The sequence below is a fragment of the Winogradskyella sp. HaHa_3_26 genome (assembly GCF_019278425.1).
Taxonomy (GTDB): Bacteria; Bacteroidota; Bacteroidia; order Flavobacteriales; family Flavobacteriaceae; genus Winogradskyella; species Winogradskyella undariae.
Genome location: NZ_CP058981.1, coordinates 4,085,454 through 4,099,864 on the forward strand (window position 1 = coordinate 4,085,454; position 14,411 = coordinate 4,099,864).

General features: G+C 30.0%; 17 protein-coding genes. 1 reads left to right on the forward strand and 16 read right to left on the reverse strand.

Going from position 1 to position 14,411, the window contains the following annotated elements:
* Positions 1-253: 253 nt before the first annotated feature.
* From H0I32_RS17810 to H0I32_RS17870, 13 genes are all read right to left on the reverse strand, one after another.
* On the reverse strand, positions 254-880 hold the full coding sequence (locus H0I32_RS17810; RefSeq protein WP_179313166.1) for a hypothetical protein: 627 nt from the start codon (positions 878-880) through the stop codon (positions 254-256).
* Entirely contained in the window at positions 870-1,373 is a 504-nt protein-coding gene (locus tag H0I32_RS17815; RefSeq protein ID WP_179313165.1) for an RNA polymerase sigma factor, read from the reverse strand. Before H0I32_RS17815 ends, H0I32_RS17810 begins: the two co-directional genes overlap by 11 nt.
* Before the next feature lie 10 nt (positions 1,374-1,383).
* On the reverse strand, positions 1,384-2,250 hold the full coding sequence (locus H0I32_RS17820; RefSeq protein WP_179313164.1) for a TraB/GumN family protein: 867 nt from the start codon (positions 2,248-2,250) through the stop codon (positions 1,384-1,386).
* Positions 2,251-2,754: 504 nt separating this feature from the next.
* Positions 2,755-2,910, reverse strand: coding sequence for a hypothetical protein (locus H0I32_RS17825; protein ID WP_179313163.1), 156 nt, complete (start codon positions 2,908-2,910; stop codon positions 2,755-2,757).
* A gap of 70 nt (positions 2,911-2,980) precedes the next feature.
* Positions 2,981-3,901, reverse strand: a complete 921-nt coding sequence (locus H0I32_RS17830; protein WP_179313162.1) for a hypothetical protein — start codon at positions 3,899-3,901, stop codon at positions 2,981-2,983.
* A gap of 176 nt (positions 3,902-4,077) precedes the next feature.
* Complete coding sequence (locus tag H0I32_RS17835) at positions 4,078-4,545, reverse strand: PEGA domain-containing protein (protein ID WP_179313161.1); 468 nt, start codon at positions 4,543-4,545, stop codon at positions 4,078-4,080.
* Between the two features lie 17 nt (positions 4,546-4,562).
* Positions 4,563-4,958 carry a hypothetical protein gene (locus tag H0I32_RS17840; protein ID WP_179313160.1) on the reverse strand — a complete coding sequence of 132 codons (396 nt, stop codon included), beginning with the start codon at positions 4,956-4,958 and terminating at the stop codon, positions 4,563-4,565.
* 117 nt (positions 4,959-5,075) lie between these two features.
* Positions 5,076-5,669, reverse strand: a complete 594-nt coding sequence (locus H0I32_RS17845) for a hypothetical protein (protein ID WP_179313159.1) — start codon at positions 5,667-5,669, stop codon at positions 5,076-5,078.
* 177 nt (positions 5,670-5,846) lie between these two features.
* The gene (locus H0I32_RS17850) at positions 5,847-6,359 is read right to left on the reverse strand and encodes a DUF6933 domain-containing protein (RefSeq protein ID WP_179313158.1); all 513 of its coding nucleotides are present in this window, start codon (positions 6,357-6,359) and stop codon (positions 5,847-5,849) included.
* A 201-nt stretch (positions 6,360-6,560) separates the two neighbouring features.
* On the reverse strand, positions 6,561-6,845 hold the full coding sequence (locus H0I32_RS17855; RefSeq protein WP_179313157.1) for a hypothetical protein: 285 nt from the start codon (positions 6,843-6,845) through the stop codon (positions 6,561-6,563).
* A 311-nt stretch (positions 6,846-7,156) separates the two neighbouring features.
* Positions 7,157-9,610 (reverse strand): DEAD/DEAH box helicase, encoded by a 2,454-nt coding sequence (locus H0I32_RS17860; protein WP_179313156.1) that lies wholly within the window; start codon positions 9,608-9,610, stop codon positions 7,157-7,159.
* Positions 9,610-10,389, reverse strand: coding sequence for a hypothetical protein (locus H0I32_RS17865; protein WP_179313155.1), 780 nt, complete (start codon positions 10,387-10,389; stop codon positions 9,610-9,612). The genes H0I32_RS17860 and H0I32_RS17865 overlap by 1 nt, the downstream gene beginning before the upstream one ends.
* A gap of 151 nt (positions 10,390-10,540) precedes the next feature.
* Positions 10,541-11,185, reverse strand: a complete 645-nt coding sequence (locus tag H0I32_RS17870; protein ID WP_179313154.1) for a hypothetical protein — start codon at positions 11,183-11,185, stop codon at positions 10,541-10,543.
* Between the two features lie 617 nt (positions 11,186-11,802).
* On the opposite strand from H0I32_RS17870, the gene H0I32_RS17875 reads away from it, so the two are divergent.
* Positions 11,803-12,861, forward strand: a complete 1,059-nt coding sequence (locus tag H0I32_RS17875) for a flavin monoamine oxidase family protein (protein WP_179313153.1) — start codon at positions 11,803-11,805, stop codon at positions 12,859-12,861.
* A gap of 60 nt (positions 12,862-12,921) precedes the next feature.
* Here H0I32_RS17875 and H0I32_RS17880 read toward each other — a convergent pair whose 3' ends face one another.
* From H0I32_RS17880 to H0I32_RS17890, 3 genes are all read right to left on the reverse strand, one after another.
* Entirely contained in the window at positions 12,922-13,179 is a 258-nt protein-coding gene (locus tag H0I32_RS17880; protein ID WP_179313152.1) for a DUF6952 family protein, read from the reverse strand.
* Positions 13,180-13,226: 47 nt separating this feature from the next.
* On the reverse strand, positions 13,227-13,535 hold the full coding sequence (locus tag H0I32_RS17885) for a thioredoxin family protein (RefSeq protein WP_179313151.1): 309 nt from the start codon (positions 13,533-13,535) through the stop codon (positions 13,227-13,229).
* 93 nt (positions 13,536-13,628) lie between these two features.
* Positions 13,629-14,267, reverse strand: coding sequence for a peroxiredoxin (locus H0I32_RS17890; RefSeq protein WP_173589508.1), 639 nt, complete (start codon positions 14,265-14,267; stop codon positions 13,629-13,631).
* Positions 14,268-14,411: the final 144 nt, after the last annotated feature.

The following is a 14,411-nucleotide window of genomic DNA, read 5'->3' on the forward strand; positions in this document are numbered from 1 at the left end:
AGAGCAGTTAGTTAAAGCTCTAAAACAATAGATGCCTTTTTTACAAATAACCAAAGGCTTTTTTAGGCCTTTTATTTTATAGAGTAGGGGTGTTTAACGTCTCCGTATATGAGAAGTAGCAAGTTAAAATGCAGTAGCTTTTCGGATTTAATACAAGTAGCAGTTAAGAACAAAACTTTTGGTTTAGCTCTTAACTGCTATTTTTTATATACCGTGTTTTTTACCACAGTACTTCGTTGTAGGTGGTGTTTTATTATTCAACATCAAATTCTTTCAAGATTTTTTCAAGGTTTTTAATATGCACACCATACAATTTATTTGACCAAGATACTGTCATTAAATATATAAGTATAGCTATTACTATATATCCAAAAATATAAAGAAGAAGTGTTGTAATTGACATATTTAATAGAATTAAATCATTATATACTTTCTCATCAATTTTTACCGAACCAAGAAATATGCTCGCCATAGCTAGTGGAAGTAACAGGCTCCCTGAAATTATTGCGGTCTTATATACTTCTAGTGTTAATTTGAGGTCATAAATAAAGGCTACTACAGTTTCTTTACTATTATTGTTTAAACTGATATATTTGGTTAAAAACCAACTCATTTTTGCTAAATACCCCAAAGTAATAAGACTGGTTATGAACATAAATATGTAGTAAACAGTTTTTGGTAATCGATGCATTTCCAGAAAACTTGGGACGGCAAAAAAGATTACAATTAAAACGAGTTGTGTGATAATTTCACTTTTCATACTCTTCCTTACTTTTTGGATAGGCATCTTGCTAGTTTCTATATCTTTCATACTTACTGGAATTTTACTGTCATCCATACTTTCGGAATTCATTTTTTGTTTAATATTTTCAAAATTCATATCCTTGATTTTTTATTATGTCTTGTAACTTACTTTTTGTTCGATTTAATTTTACTCTAACATTAACTTCTGAGAGCCCTAGGTTATCTGCTATTTCTTTACCTGATAAACCATCTATAAATTGAATAATTAATGCTTTTTCAATTTTATTTAATTCCTTTACTGCTTTATAAAAACTTGCTAACTGTTGGTCTTTTTCATTATTATAATCTTCATGTGCAATAGGATCAATTTTTTTAGAATTATAGTTGTCTGGTTTTCTTTTTTCTTTTTTAAAGTATACAATTGCCGTGTTTAATGCCACTCTGTACATCCAAGAAGAAAAGGCACTATTCCCTTTAAATGTCCTTAGCGATTTCCATAATTGCAGAATGATTTCTTGAAATAAATCTTGCTGGTCTTCAGTATTATCAAAGTACATTCTAGATACTTTATAAAGAATCCCTTTATGAGTATTGATTGCAGCTAAAAATTCTTGTTCCGTTAATTGCATAAATTTCCGTCTAATTAAATACTGGTGTCACAGTATACCCTTTTTGTCTTAAAAGATGAATTATGCCATAATCGTGGGTTAAATGAGCGGCTCCAACAGCAAATAAATTACTTCTTTCGGTCATCATTTCTGGCATTTTTTCTACCCAATTCTTATTTCGGTTTATTTGCATAATAGTTGTGGCATTCTCGTCCATATAAATATCTTTAGAAACTAAATCTACTGCAGTTGTAATATCTTCATTATTATAGGCGATTATGGCTTCACCAAAATCTTTTTTATAAGATTCAAATAACAGTATTTGTTTTAACGCAAAGTCTGTCGGATAAGCCGTTCTCATTATTTCCATCTGTTCTGCAACCTTTTCTAAACTATAAATTGACTTTTGCTTTTCTGTCGCTAATGTCATAAGCTCCATTTCTAAAGATTTTATTTCTTTACAGGGTAGCATTTTTTGAATCATTATGGTATTTAGAATAGATAGCCCATATGAGTCAAAATTTGATAAAGGTACACCCATTACATTCGTTACAAGCGTATCTAGTTCTTCGAATTGTTGTTCAGATAGCTCCTGAGATATTTTCTTTGGATTTTTCATTAATTCTTGCATTGCTTTTATCTCTTTTGGATCAGATAAATTTATTTCTAAAACTAATGCATCAACATTCTGAAGAGTTTGAGTTATTTTTTTAGAAATTTCAAAGTCGTCTTTACACATCACATGTAAAGTTCCTAAAACATAAGAAGGTTCTTTCAGTTCTGAATGTTCTATTTTCCACAACACAGAATTTTCCAAATTTACTTTATTTTGAGCTTGAGAAAAACTAAAAGTTAATGTAAATACTAATATTGCGATAATTGATTTAAGATGTTTCATTATTTTGTTTTTTTTTAATTCGTTAGGTAAGTATTGGAAACAAAAAATTGTTACAAAAAAAATGAAAATTGTTTTTTTATATATGGAAAGTGTTGAGTGCGTTGTTCGGAATTTACATTACCAGCACCCCGTCATCTACAGGTATGTTGGTATGTCTAAAAGTCTACGATGCTGCCATTACCTTTGAAGGGTATGGTGGTGTATTTCAAAAAATAAATGCCGACCAAACAACAGATTGGGAGGTAGCTTATAGCACCACCACGCAAACAGCCCATCATGATGTAGATTACTTATCTAATGGAAATATAATATTCCCGGTATGGGAACAACTTCTGGTAAGTGATATACGCTTATTGCAGAAGGTAGAGACGGCACCGTTTAGGAAGTTTCCGATAGCGGTGAAGTATTATGGAAATATGCCGGATATAATACCCTCCAGAGAGTCTAAACCATACTACCGTCATCTAGTAGACTGGCATCATTTCCTATTGCGGCATCAAAGTCCTAACTAAATATTTCGTCACCATTATGATTAATTATATCTGCACCTTGCCCTGTTTGGTCCACTACCAAAATACAGGTATAGGTGTCTGTTCCTCTTGTAGTATCCATATCGCTACTTTCAATATCATCATCATAGCATGCTGTAAAAAGTGCCATAACGGCTACTAAGATTAAAGACGTTGTGAGTAGGCTAGTATTTTTCCTAAATTATATACTTTGTATGTTGTTAGTTTATTCTTCCAAAGGATGTGCTGCGTGTTTTAAAACTTATTAAACCTTTATTATTATCACCTGGTCTTTTTATTAACTCGTAGTCTAGATTGGTATTTGGGTCATTGTCAATCCTAATTTCCCAATACAATAAGTTCTCGAAACAAGATTTAGCCAGAGGATTGTGTAATTCTTTTACTTCTTCGTTCATAACGGCTCTTAATTCTTTCGGTAAATTCTCATAGTGATTTTCGAAAAAAGGATATTGTTCATTGTTATAGGTTAAAATTACATATTCCATTTCTTCGTATTTAAGGTCCTTTGGGACCTCAATAACTGAGGTTTCTCTGTTTAGAATTTGTATTTGTTTATAGTTTTGGTTGGTTGTCACTAATACTAAATTCAAGTCCGTTTTACTGATGTTGGCTATTGTATCGTTATCAATAATTAGCCTTAACCTTAAAGGTTGAGACAGCGCTTTTATGTTTCTTACAATAAAAGGTATATCGTGTACGATGTATTCGCTATGTTCTTCGATAATGGTTTCTAAAATTTTGGCAAAGTTGGTTTCCACTAGTACTTTGTTGAAATCTGGTTCTGATTTTGCGAGGTTGATAAATTTATCTAATCGCTCCATGTCGTAGTTGGAATATATTAGTAAGGTTCTGTCTTTGGCTTCTTGAATATAGAACTTAAAATTTTTGTTAAGCGCTTCTTTATAGGCTTTTAAGGTGGTCGTATCTGTTATGTCTAAATCATAATCATCGAAAACTAGATGTGTTCCTTTAAGAATCTTATTCTTGTAGTTGTTATAATATTCGGTAATTATTTTGTCTGAATTTAGGGTATTAAGCCATTCTTTTGCTTTTTCGGAATTGTCTTGCGCATTTAAAATGACCGTAAACACTAGTAGAATGATTGTTATTATTCTTCTCATAATTATTTACAATTCGTTTTGTAATGCTTTGTACTTTTCATGTTTAAAATTCTGATAACAATTAGGCTCATTTCTCAAATAGCCTATTTAATATATTTCTATGTTTAATTTTGTTCTATAAGGTGTAATCTGCTTTTTCTAAAGCAATTAATTATGCGTGGTGTTCTATGCAGGCTTTATTTCGATTTTTCTAATTGTCCAACTTTTTCTGAATTCTTGTCAATTTCCATACTTATCTTTATAAAAATGTTTCCACTTTTCGTTTCATAAGTCGTTCCACTTTTTAAATTTCCATCAATTTCTTCGGGTTTCAGTTTGTGCATTGCACCAGTAATTGGGTCGATTACAAGTCCGATTATTCCACCAATTAATACATTTCCAATGTACCAAGCATTAAATTTTTTCTCTAATTTGGTTTCGTATGTTTTGTATCCATCGAGTTTTAGAGTTAATTGATACTCTTGGTTTCTTCTGAGATTTTTTTGAACTGGTGTTTGTCCTATTTCAATTTCGTTTATGTAAACTTTCGCAGAACTTGGTTCTGAAGTAATCTCAACATTTTGTCGTGAACCTGAAATAATTGTTGCGCAACTTGAAAGTAATAGAACAGAAAAAAATAGGATAGATTTAAAAATAGTTTTCATTGATTTGTTTTTATGGTTTAGTCCAGTTTTAGTTGGTATTGTGGTAATGATGAAACATCTTTATCGTATTTATAAAGATCAATTTTTAATCGGTAACAAGTACTCCATAAATCGGGTTTCTTTTTGTCTACAACTTTCACAATATTAGCTCCATTTTTTCTTGCTTCATTTCTTGCTTGAGTCATTAAACTGTTAAAACTACAATCTGTAGAAAATCCAGAATCTTGAAATCTTAATTCTCCAACTTTAATAATATTATTTTTGGGTAAATTGTGTTCTATATCCAAAAGTGCCACTTTTTCATCAATAGATAATTTTGGTTGTGGGTTAATAAAGTTTGAAGAGATTTTTGGACTACAACTTGTAATTCCAATTACTGTTATTAAAAACAGAATTTTAGTCATTTTTTTCATATACTGTTGTTTAATTTTCCATATTTTTTCAGTGTTGCACATCACCCATATTCCGCTAATTAAATAAGATATAAGCTATACCATACTTTGCCTATTTTTTGTTTGCGTTTATAAGGTCTATTTGAAATCTCCAATTACCTCTCCTTCTTTGGCGTTCAGTTTTACGTCGCTCAGATAGCTTAAAATTTTGCCTTTGCTGTCTACATTACCCACAAATCCATATTCTGGTGAATAGTAGAGTAGGTATTCTTTATTTTTTCTTTTATCCTTGTTGGTGAGTTGTTTGCAGCGCACTTTAATACAGTTTTTGTATTTATTGGCTGGTGTTTTAAACTTTTGTTGGTCGGCAATCACTTCGTAGCTCCAGCTGTTATCATGTTCTAGCCACTGATCGCCCACTTTAGGGTTGACAGGGAGTATAATTGATTCTTCCAAGGTCTTTTTATTTATATGGTAGTAGTTTTCCGAGCCTTTTCTGTAGTAGGTGGTATCTACAGTTCCCCAACCGTATTTTCTGTATCGTACATAGTATTCCTTGTCTCCAATTGTTTCTTTGTTGTTGGCAAACGATTCGAAATAATGGCTGTCCCCGTATTTGTAATATTTGGCGCTGCTTCCATCTTCAAACAAGGTGATGTAGCCTTTTAGCTCTTGATCCTTGAAAGCAACGAGTAGGACTGCTAGGATGATGATGGCGATTATTTTTTTCATGTGGGTTGGTTTAGGATGGGTTGCGTGTTTGAGCTTCTAATTTAGTGAATAATATTTGAATAGCACTTTGAAATTAGGCTAGGACTTAAATTAACTCTTCAGTAAATAAATCACAGATAGAAAATCCGCAAGGATTTTTGTAAGTAGGCCAGAACTAGCCCTAATTTATATACCGTGTTACACACTAGCTTTTTCTATAATTTCACTCATTACTTGTTTCGGTAGATTCCAATTCAACTGTTTAAAAGGTGTCAAATTCAATTTCTCAGTTAATTCTCTAATCACAGTAGAATTAATAGCCTCATAGTCATATTTAAGGTAGTCTATCTTTGAAATATTATAGTTGATGATTCCTGTCATTTTTTTATCGTTATCAGTCGCGTAGAATTTTAACTCTCCAACATTATCAACAAGAAATTCTGCATCAGTCTTAATTTTTTCAAAATCTAATTGTGCGTAAAAATTTTCAAGGAAGAATAAATGAAGTTTATCTAGTTCAGTCGTCGAAAATCTCGGAATTATAACAGAATAGAAACTTTTAGAATTAACAAAAATTAAACATTTTTTTCTTGCAATATATAATACAGAAGCATTCCATTTACCGAAAATATTTTCAACATTCAGAGTTTTATTTTCAATTCTTTTTTTTATTAACTTTTCTAGTTTTTTTGTTGTAAATATTTCTGTCATCAGCTTGTGTGTGAATTTGTTGTATGTGGTTTATTTCGTCTGTTCGCTACGCTCGGGTGTTGTGTATTTAAGCACCTAATTTAGTAAATAAAAATGGTATAGGGGATTTGTGTGGATTTTTGGAAGTGAGCGAGAGCTAGGATTGGATTGTATATGGTGTTGGCAAAAGGCTATATTTAGTTTACTATAATTGCGAACGTTTTAATTCCGACGTAATTCATGGTATAATTTCTTGTCATAAAAATCAATTTCATCCATTATGAGATTATGAAAATCGTCATTATGGGATAAAATGTTTCCATTCAAACATATTCCTCTATATTCTCCAATACAGAGCGTATCTATGTTTTTATCTTTATAATTTATCAGCGCGAATATTCTGCTGTTAATAGAAAATTCGTTTGATTTTTTTAATTCATTCAGTTGTTGTTCAAACTTATTTAAAAAGTTTTCATTGGTGATTTTTTTGTAACGTATATTTTCCAAGTCCACAAATAGATTACTACTGCAAGAAGTCTGGGAAGGTGATGATATTCCTGGTTCCGTGTAATGAAAATCTATGCTTGTTATTTTATTTGAATTACAAGATGTTAGCAATACAAAGAAAAGAATTGTTATTAATTTGATATTCATTTTTTTGTGTGGGTTGGTTTAGAACGTGCTGCTTTTGTAAAGCTCTAATTTAGTGAATCATATTTGAAAAGAATAGAGCGCATATGACTAGAATAGAAAATCTGTTAGGTTTTTTTGAAGTAGGCTAGGGTTAGGAATGGATTATATGCGGTGTTGTGCTTTTGTTAATTTAGATGTCTATTAATTTCAAATTTATAGAAGTCGTCAATGGTAGTTAAAAAGTGTTTAAATTTGTCATTACCTTTTAAATTATTATACTCGTCAAAATAAATATTTTCTAGTTGTGCATCTTTTATTATTCTTGTGATTAAATTAATACTCATACCGTATTTTGTTAATGCAATTCTTTTTTCATCTGTTGTACCATAAATATATTCATTATATTCATTAGTTGTAATTAATTTAAAATCCATTAACATTACAATAAACTTATTCAATTTAAAGCTAATAAAATTGTCTTCCATTTTTAATTTTACAATTGCTAAATTAACTAATTCGGTTTTTGATTTATTGTCGCTTAAATTGATATATACCTTATTTGGTCTTTTTGATTTATTGTAGTTATTCGTTTCCTTTGTGATTTCACCATATGCACTCCCGATATAAAATAATGCAGTATTTGATTCTATACGAGAATTAAAGTAGCTTACTAAATCTTCAACATTCTCTGGAAGTGATTTTTTTTGACTTACCAAAATATAATTTTGATAATAATTCCTTGCTTCAATTGAGTTCAGCCTTTTTATTTCAAAATCATTAATATTCTCTATATTAGATAGAAACAATAAATTAATTTTTTCTAGAACTGAATTATTATTCCAATCCTCACTCTTTTCAATTCTGTTTAGAATTTGCTGAATTTCATTAGCAGCTTTATCTATATTATTATAAATATCAGAGATATTTGATTCGATTAAATACTGTTTTAAAGAATCAATTTGATTAGTATGAGTTTTAGAAATGAAATTTTCATTTTCAATTATCTTTTCAATTTTTGTTTTCTTTTTCTTTAACTCTTCCTCTTTACCTTTTAAGTCATTTATATCAAATGAATCTAGTGTAGGATTGTCAATTTTATCTTCAAATATTCTGCTTCTTAGAATTTGAATTTTATTTGACATATCTGATTTTTCACCATTATATTCTTTGTTATTTACAAAATGAACATGAGGCAATAATTTTTCCAGATTACTTCCTTTTTGTGTGAAAACTTCATTTAACCTGTTTACTCTACCAATTAAATTTATTAATTCTTTACCATGAAGATTATATGTGTTCAAAATAAATAAAGAATCAATAGGCATGTTTATTCCTTCTAAAATTACAGAGTTAGCCACAATAAATTTAAACTCATCTAAAGTTCTGTATTTATGTTCTAAGTATTCTTTTATTATTTCTGGTATATTACCATGTAAATATATAAGTCCTTTTTTTACATAATTAATTGCATAAAAATCAGGATGAACTTCTTTTTCTAGTATTCTAATAACAGAATTTATATTCTGGGAGTTTTCAATGTCTTTTAATTTACTCGAAATTCTCTTAGCAGTTTCTTCAATTTTAATTGGGCGATAATTGTAAATGAAATTTTTGTGATTAGAATTTGATATTATATAGTCTAAGATGTTTTCTGAAGTGTCTATTTTGAAAAATGAATTGATAAATCTATTATATAAACGTTTTTCATTATTAAGTGTAAATTCAAATATTTCAGGCTCTTTAATATTGAAATGTATAATATGTGAAGATAAATTTTGAGAATTTTCAATTTTCAAGTTATTAATATTATTTATTAATGGAGAAAGGTATATTATCTTGCAATTTGGATTTCTGTTTTTGTTCTTAGAAATTAAACGAGATAATAAAATACTTCTATTGTCATTTTTTAGGATATTATGTGCTTCATCTATTATAAGGATATCATAATGAATTTGTTTATTTCTTAATAATCTCAAAGCTCTTTCTTGGGTGAAAATAGCTATGAAATTTTTCTCATCATTATACATTTCTTCATGAATAATTATTTTCCTCTTAATTTTAGATTCTTTAATCATTTGATAAGTTTGAATTAACAAAGATTTGGTAGGAACAATAATTACAATTTTCTCATTACTTTTCTCTATTTCTATATAATCTAAGATTAAACTACTTTTACCAAAAGAAGTAGGAGCTAAGTACCCTTTTTCATTAATAGAATCATTTAAAAAGCTATTACTTATAAGATTTTGCTCTAGAGTTTCTATGTAATTGTTTTTATTCTTAAACTTTATGATGTTAGAATTTGAAATAGCATTTTGAATATTTTCTATTTCAATAAGGTTTTCTTTTATTAACGAATTTGAAATAGGGTAGAAGCCAAAATTTAATGAAAAATCATATAATGGATAGAAGTCCTTATATGTTAAAGAGTATTTCAAGATTATAAAATATGCTAAATCGGCATATGTCGTATGTCTATTATCTTTTTGAAAATGCTTTAAAAATAAAATGCCAGTAGATAAAATATAAGATTTATCTTCAAACTTTAAATCCTCATTTATACATAGTTTTTTAAAGACAGAATTAAATTTTTTGTCTTTTCCAACATGGAGTAATTTTTTTTGAGCTTCTGTTAACATTAATTATTTTTTTTTAAATATTCCCAAAATAGATTGACAGATTTTTTATTTAAGCAAATAATGTTCATGTTTTTGAAAGCATACCTTGTAATTAGTGACTCAATTTTTTTCTTCAACTCAATTGAATCATTCTTTATAAATGTATTTTCTAAAAATATAGTTGAACTAGGTATTATATTAAAATCATCTATTTTGTGATAGATACCTTTAACATAAGAATCAGATAGCTTCTTGATGTTGTTTAATACATCTTTTTCCGTATTTACAATTCTTGCATGTTGCCATGCATTTTTCCATGGATTGTTTTTAGATGTTGAGTTTCCTGATATTTTATTTTTTAAATCGTTATAGGCTTCACTAACATTTGCGTTATGAGATGTATTCTTTGTAGAAATTGAACTTGATTTACTTTCATAAACCCATTCTTTATTATTAAAAGTATAGTAGCCATCAAAACCTTTCTTAATAGATTTTTCCTCTAAGTTTAAATATAGAAATTCTTGATTAAATCCTTTTTGATTAAGATATAAATGGATAAAAAATTCTGCAATAGCTCCTTTTTCGGTATTACTTTTTTTTTTAGTTTCTAGGAAGTTTATTATTTCTTGTTTTGTAATTGAAATGTTTTCATCAATATCTCCATTACAAATTTTTGAAATGTTGTCGTCAATAAATTTCTTTATTCTTACATTGATTTCATCAATTTGAATAATGTGTAAGTAATTTTCATTTTTCAAATGAATGCAATCTGCTTTAAATATGTCGTTATTGAGATTCATTTGGAATTATTGTTACCGTGTTTGTATATGGTTTGTTGCGTGGTTTAAACACCTAATTTAGTAAATAAAAACTGAATAGAAAATGAAGTCCGCGAGGATTTTCGTAAGTAGGCTAGAACTAGCAATAAATAATATACGGTGTTGTATGCAGTTATTTTTTATCCGCTGAAATTAAATGTTGTCTAAAAAATTGTTCAGGCTTTTCCATTTTTCGAGAAACATTAGGAATAATATCTGTATAATATTTTGTTCCTTGTATTCTTATTGTTTCCCAATCAAACTGTTTTAGTATTTCTATATTATCTGCGAGTAAATCTTTAAAATTCGGGTCTTTAGTTTGTTCTTTTGTTATGGGAATAAAACTTGCTGTCGGATAATCTCCACAGTCAGTATCACTTATTTGAGAAAATTCTATTATTTCTCCGTTTGTAAGTTTTACTTTCATTGTAGAATCATATTTTGATAAACAACCTAAATCTCCATAATATGAGATTGTAAATACAGTTATGTCGTCAACTTTTATTAAACTTCCGTTAATTGTTTTGCCAAGTTTATTTTTTCCAAATTTTGTCCAACTTTCAGTTCTGGTTTTTTTTGATTTAGAAAATTCGTCAACTTCTACAGTTGCCTCAACTGTACTTTCAATGTCAACTACTTTTTCTACCTTGTTTATTTTTTCCCAAGTTCCGTTTTCATAAACAATAATTGTATCTCCTTTCATAGTTACGGCTTTCTCTTGAGCAGAAATTCCCATAGAGAGTAAAATCATTGTGATAATTGTAATTGTTTTTTTCATATTATTATTTTTTGTTTTAATTGCATACAACGTGTTATATTATAACTTCTATCACTCATATCCCACAAATTAATCACGTAATAACAAGTGTTTTAAATATTTAAAGTCACGAGTCCCAAAGTTAATTCTATTTCTAAAAAAATCTATACGCAAGGTTACGTACAGTTGCGCTTCGTCAATGGCTAAGTTAATACCTTCTATTCTAAATCATTTACGGTAACCCGTAATAGCTAATTCATAAAAATAGAAACCCTATAAAAACTAAAACTCATCTTGTTTATGCAACGTCGTTTTAGTAGCTTCAATACTATAGTCTTTGTAAGTGTTTTCTATGAATTATCTTAGGTGTTTGATTGCAGGTCATTTCTTTGTTGATGGTGTTTTGTGTTATTAAGAGGTTTCGACTTACGTTGTAAGCTATCTTCACTCAAAATATATTTTGATCTCGCTAATGCTCAACCTGACATATATGTTTCGACTGTGTTCAACCTGTTATAGAGGTTTCGACTGCGCTCAACCAGACATTTTTGATATATAAGGTTTAGGTTGCATACGACTAGACGTTCATCCATAAAAATTATTGATGGATTGCCATTAACTTATCTATCTTTGATATAATGAATAAAAGCATCGTTATCATAGGAGCAGGGCTTTCGGGATTATACTTAGGTTATCTTCTTAAAAAAGCAGGTTTTACTATTAAAATATTAGAAGCAAATGATCGCATTGGTGGCCGTATTTTTACAAAAAAGCCCCATGACACCTCTGTGGAATTAGGAGCCACTTGGCTTTGGAGGTATAACAAGGATTTAATGGCGTTGTGCCAGGAGTTAAAGCTGACTCTATTTGAACAAGCTATGGCTGGAGAAGCTTTGTTTGAGGCCACAGTAGCAGCTACTGTGCAACGTTTTAAGCTTCCTGAAAATCAGGACATCAGTTATAGAATTGCAGGAGGTACGGCAGTGCTATTAGAGCAATTAGCGGCTCATTTTTCTGAAGACGAACTCCTACTGAATGCCACCGTAAATACCATTAAGGAGCAGGGTAGCAGTATTGAGGTTATTACGGCACAATCGACATTTATAGCCGATTGTGTGGTATCTACAATACCGCCTCAGCTTTTAGTGCATTCTATTGATTTTCCTGTAGCATTAGATAAAGCTCTTGTAGAAGTAGCTAACCACTGCCATACTTGGATGAAAGATTCTATAAAATTTGCAGTCGTTTATAACACACCCTTCTGGAAAACGAAAGACTTATCTGGCACTGGCTTTAGTCATGTTGGTCCGTTTACAGAAATTTACGATCATTCTGATATAGAACATAAAAGGTTTGCCCTCATGGGGTTTTTGAATGGGAACTTAGCTGCACAAACCAAAGCTCAAAGGGAATTACTGGTTAAAACCCAGCTATTAAAGTTTTTTGGAGACGATGGTGAAAACTACTTGTCTTACGAAGACAAGGTTTGGAGTCAAGAGCGACTAACGACTACAGCAACTGACACGTATTTAACGCCGCATGCCAATAATGGCCATCCTATTTTTCAAAAGGCGTATTTGAATGGTAAATTTATTGTTGCAGGTTCTGAAACGTCTCCAAGTTATGGAGGTTATATGGAAGGCGCTATTTATAGAGGTCATCAAATAGCGCTTCAATTAAGACATCAGTTTCTATAAACAAAAAAACCACTATGCTTTCGCAAAGTGGTTTTTTCTGGTAATTTTTCTTTTTCTTTTTTATTTGTCGATAGACCCTAAAACACGTTTCATAAAACCATTTACGGCTTCTTTCTTAGGTGTGCCTTCTTTTATCATTTTAGTCACTTCAATAGCGCCGTACATATTAGAAATAAGCTCACCAATAACATCTAATTCTTCATCTTTTAGAGAAGGAACCTCGGTTAAAGCTTCTAATGTTTCAATAGTTTCAACAACGTAATCTTCGTCGTTATCTTCAATAAATTGAGTTAAATGTTTTATTACTGGTAATTTCATTATTATAGGTTTTTGTTTCGCTTTCGCGGAAAGGTCTTCAACTTGTATTATATAGCTTCTCCTACAAGTTCTTTTAGAACATCGAACTTGTTAGTTTGTACTTGCTTCACTAATTTTCCACCTTTAAAAGTAGCAAATGTTGGTAGATTATCTACGGTTGCTAATTTTCTAGATTCTGGAAATTTTTCAGCATCTGCAATAACGAAAGAAACACCTTCGTTTTCTGTTGCTAATTTCTTGAATTTAGGCTTCATAATTCTACAATTGCCACACCATGTCGCTGAATACTGAACTACAACAGTATCATTACTATTAATAATCTCTTGTAGATTGTCTTGTTCTAATTCTTGAATCATAAGTTTTGTATTTTATAAGTCATTGCGATCAAAGCACCGTAATCTGTCGGTTTCTTGAGATTGCTTCACTCTGTTCGCAATGACGTTAAGATTTTAGTGCGTTGCTAAATAAGCTGCAGTACCTTTAGCGTTAGCTTGCATTGCATCTTTTCCTTCTTCCCAGTTTGCAGGACAAACTTCACCGTTTTTTTGAACGTGAGTTAAAGCATCAACAATTCTTAAATATTCATTTACGTTTCTACCTAATGGCATGTTGTTAACACTTTCGTGTTGAATAGTTCCTTCTTCATCAATGATGTAAGTTGCTCTAAACGTTACGTTATCACCTTCAACAGTTACAAGTCCTGTTTCTTCATCGAATTGCTCATTAAAAATATCTAAAATTCCTAATGCAGAAGCTAAATTACGGTTAGAATCTGCTAATATTGGGTAAGTTACACCTTCAATTCCACCATTATCTTTAGACGTACTTAACCATGCAAAGTGTACTTCAGCAGTATCACAAGAAGCACCGATTACAACTGTATTTCTTTTTTCAAACTCACCTAAAGCCGCTTGAAAAGCGTGTAATTCTGTTGGACATACGAAAGTAAAATCTTTTGGGTACCAAAATAAAACTACTTTTTTGTTATTGTTTTTCGCTTCTTCAAGAACGTTCACTTTAAAAGTGTCGCCCATATCGTTCATTGCGTTTACGTCTAAATCAGGGAATTGTTTTCCTACTAATGCCATGTTATTATAATTTTTAAGATTATTAATTGATTTCTATGGCAAAGATACTTCTCATTAGTAGATTTAAACGTTAATCAAATTCTAATTTTTTATAAGTAAATAGACTTTAGCTATGGTAAAAGTTTTTAGATTAAAAAATAAAAA

Coding starts and splice junctions, on each gene's coding strand:
- H0I32_RS17810 (WP_179313166.1), bottom strand. CDS start 880: ATGAATTTTGAAAATATTAAACAAAAAATGAATTCCGAAAGTATGGAT.
- H0I32_RS17815 (WP_179313165.1), bottom strand. CDS start 1,373: ATGCAATTAACGGAACAAGAATTTTTAGCTGCAATCAATACTCATAAA.
- H0I32_RS17820 (WP_179313164.1), bottom strand. CDS start 2,250: ATGAAACATCTTAAATCAATTATCGCAATATTAGTATTTACATTAACT.
- H0I32_RS17825 (WP_179313163.1), bottom strand. CDS start 2,910: ATGGCACTTTTTACAGCATGCTATGATGATGATATTGAAAGTAGCGAT.
- H0I32_RS17830 (WP_179313162.1), bottom strand. CDS start 3,901: ATGAGAAGAATAATAACAATCATTCTACTAGTGTTTACGGTCATTTTA.
- H0I32_RS17835 (WP_179313161.1), bottom strand. CDS start 4,545: ATGAAAACTATTTTTAAATCTATCCTATTTTTTTCTGTTCTATTACTT.
- H0I32_RS17840 (WP_179313160.1), bottom strand. CDS start 4,958: ATGAAAAAAATGACTAAAATTCTGTTTTTAATAACAGTAATTGGAATT.
- H0I32_RS17845 (WP_179313159.1), bottom strand. CDS start 5,669: ATGAAAAAAATAATCGCCATCATCATCCTAGCAGTCCTACTCGTTGCT.
- H0I32_RS17850 (WP_179313158.1), bottom strand. CDS start 6,359: ATGACAGAAATATTTACAACAAAAAAACTAGAAAAGTTAATAAAAAAA.
- H0I32_RS17860 (WP_179313156.1), bottom strand. CDS start 9,610: ATGTTAACAGAAGCTCAAAAAAAATTACTCCATGTTGGAAAAGACAAA.
- H0I32_RS17865 (WP_179313155.1), bottom strand. CDS start 10,389: ATGAATCTCAATAACGACATATTTAAAGCAGATTGCATTCATTTGAAA.
- H0I32_RS17870 (WP_179313154.1), bottom strand. CDS start 11,185: ATGAAAAAAACAATTACAATTATCACAATGATTTTACTCTCTATGGGA.
- H0I32_RS17875 (WP_179313153.1), top strand. CDS start 11,803: ATGAATAAAAGCATCGTTATCATAGGAGCAGGGCTTTCGGGATTATAC.
- H0I32_RS17880 (WP_179313152.1), bottom strand. CDS start 13,179: ATGAAATTACCAGTAATAAAACATTTAACTCAATTTATTGAAGATAAC.
- H0I32_RS17885 (WP_179313151.1), bottom strand. CDS start 13,535: ATGATTCAAGAATTAGAACAAGACAATCTACAAGAGATTATTAATAGT.
- H0I32_RS17890 (WP_173589508.1), bottom strand. CDS start 14,267: ATGGCATTAGTAGGAAAACAATTCCCTGATTTAGACGTAAACGCAATG.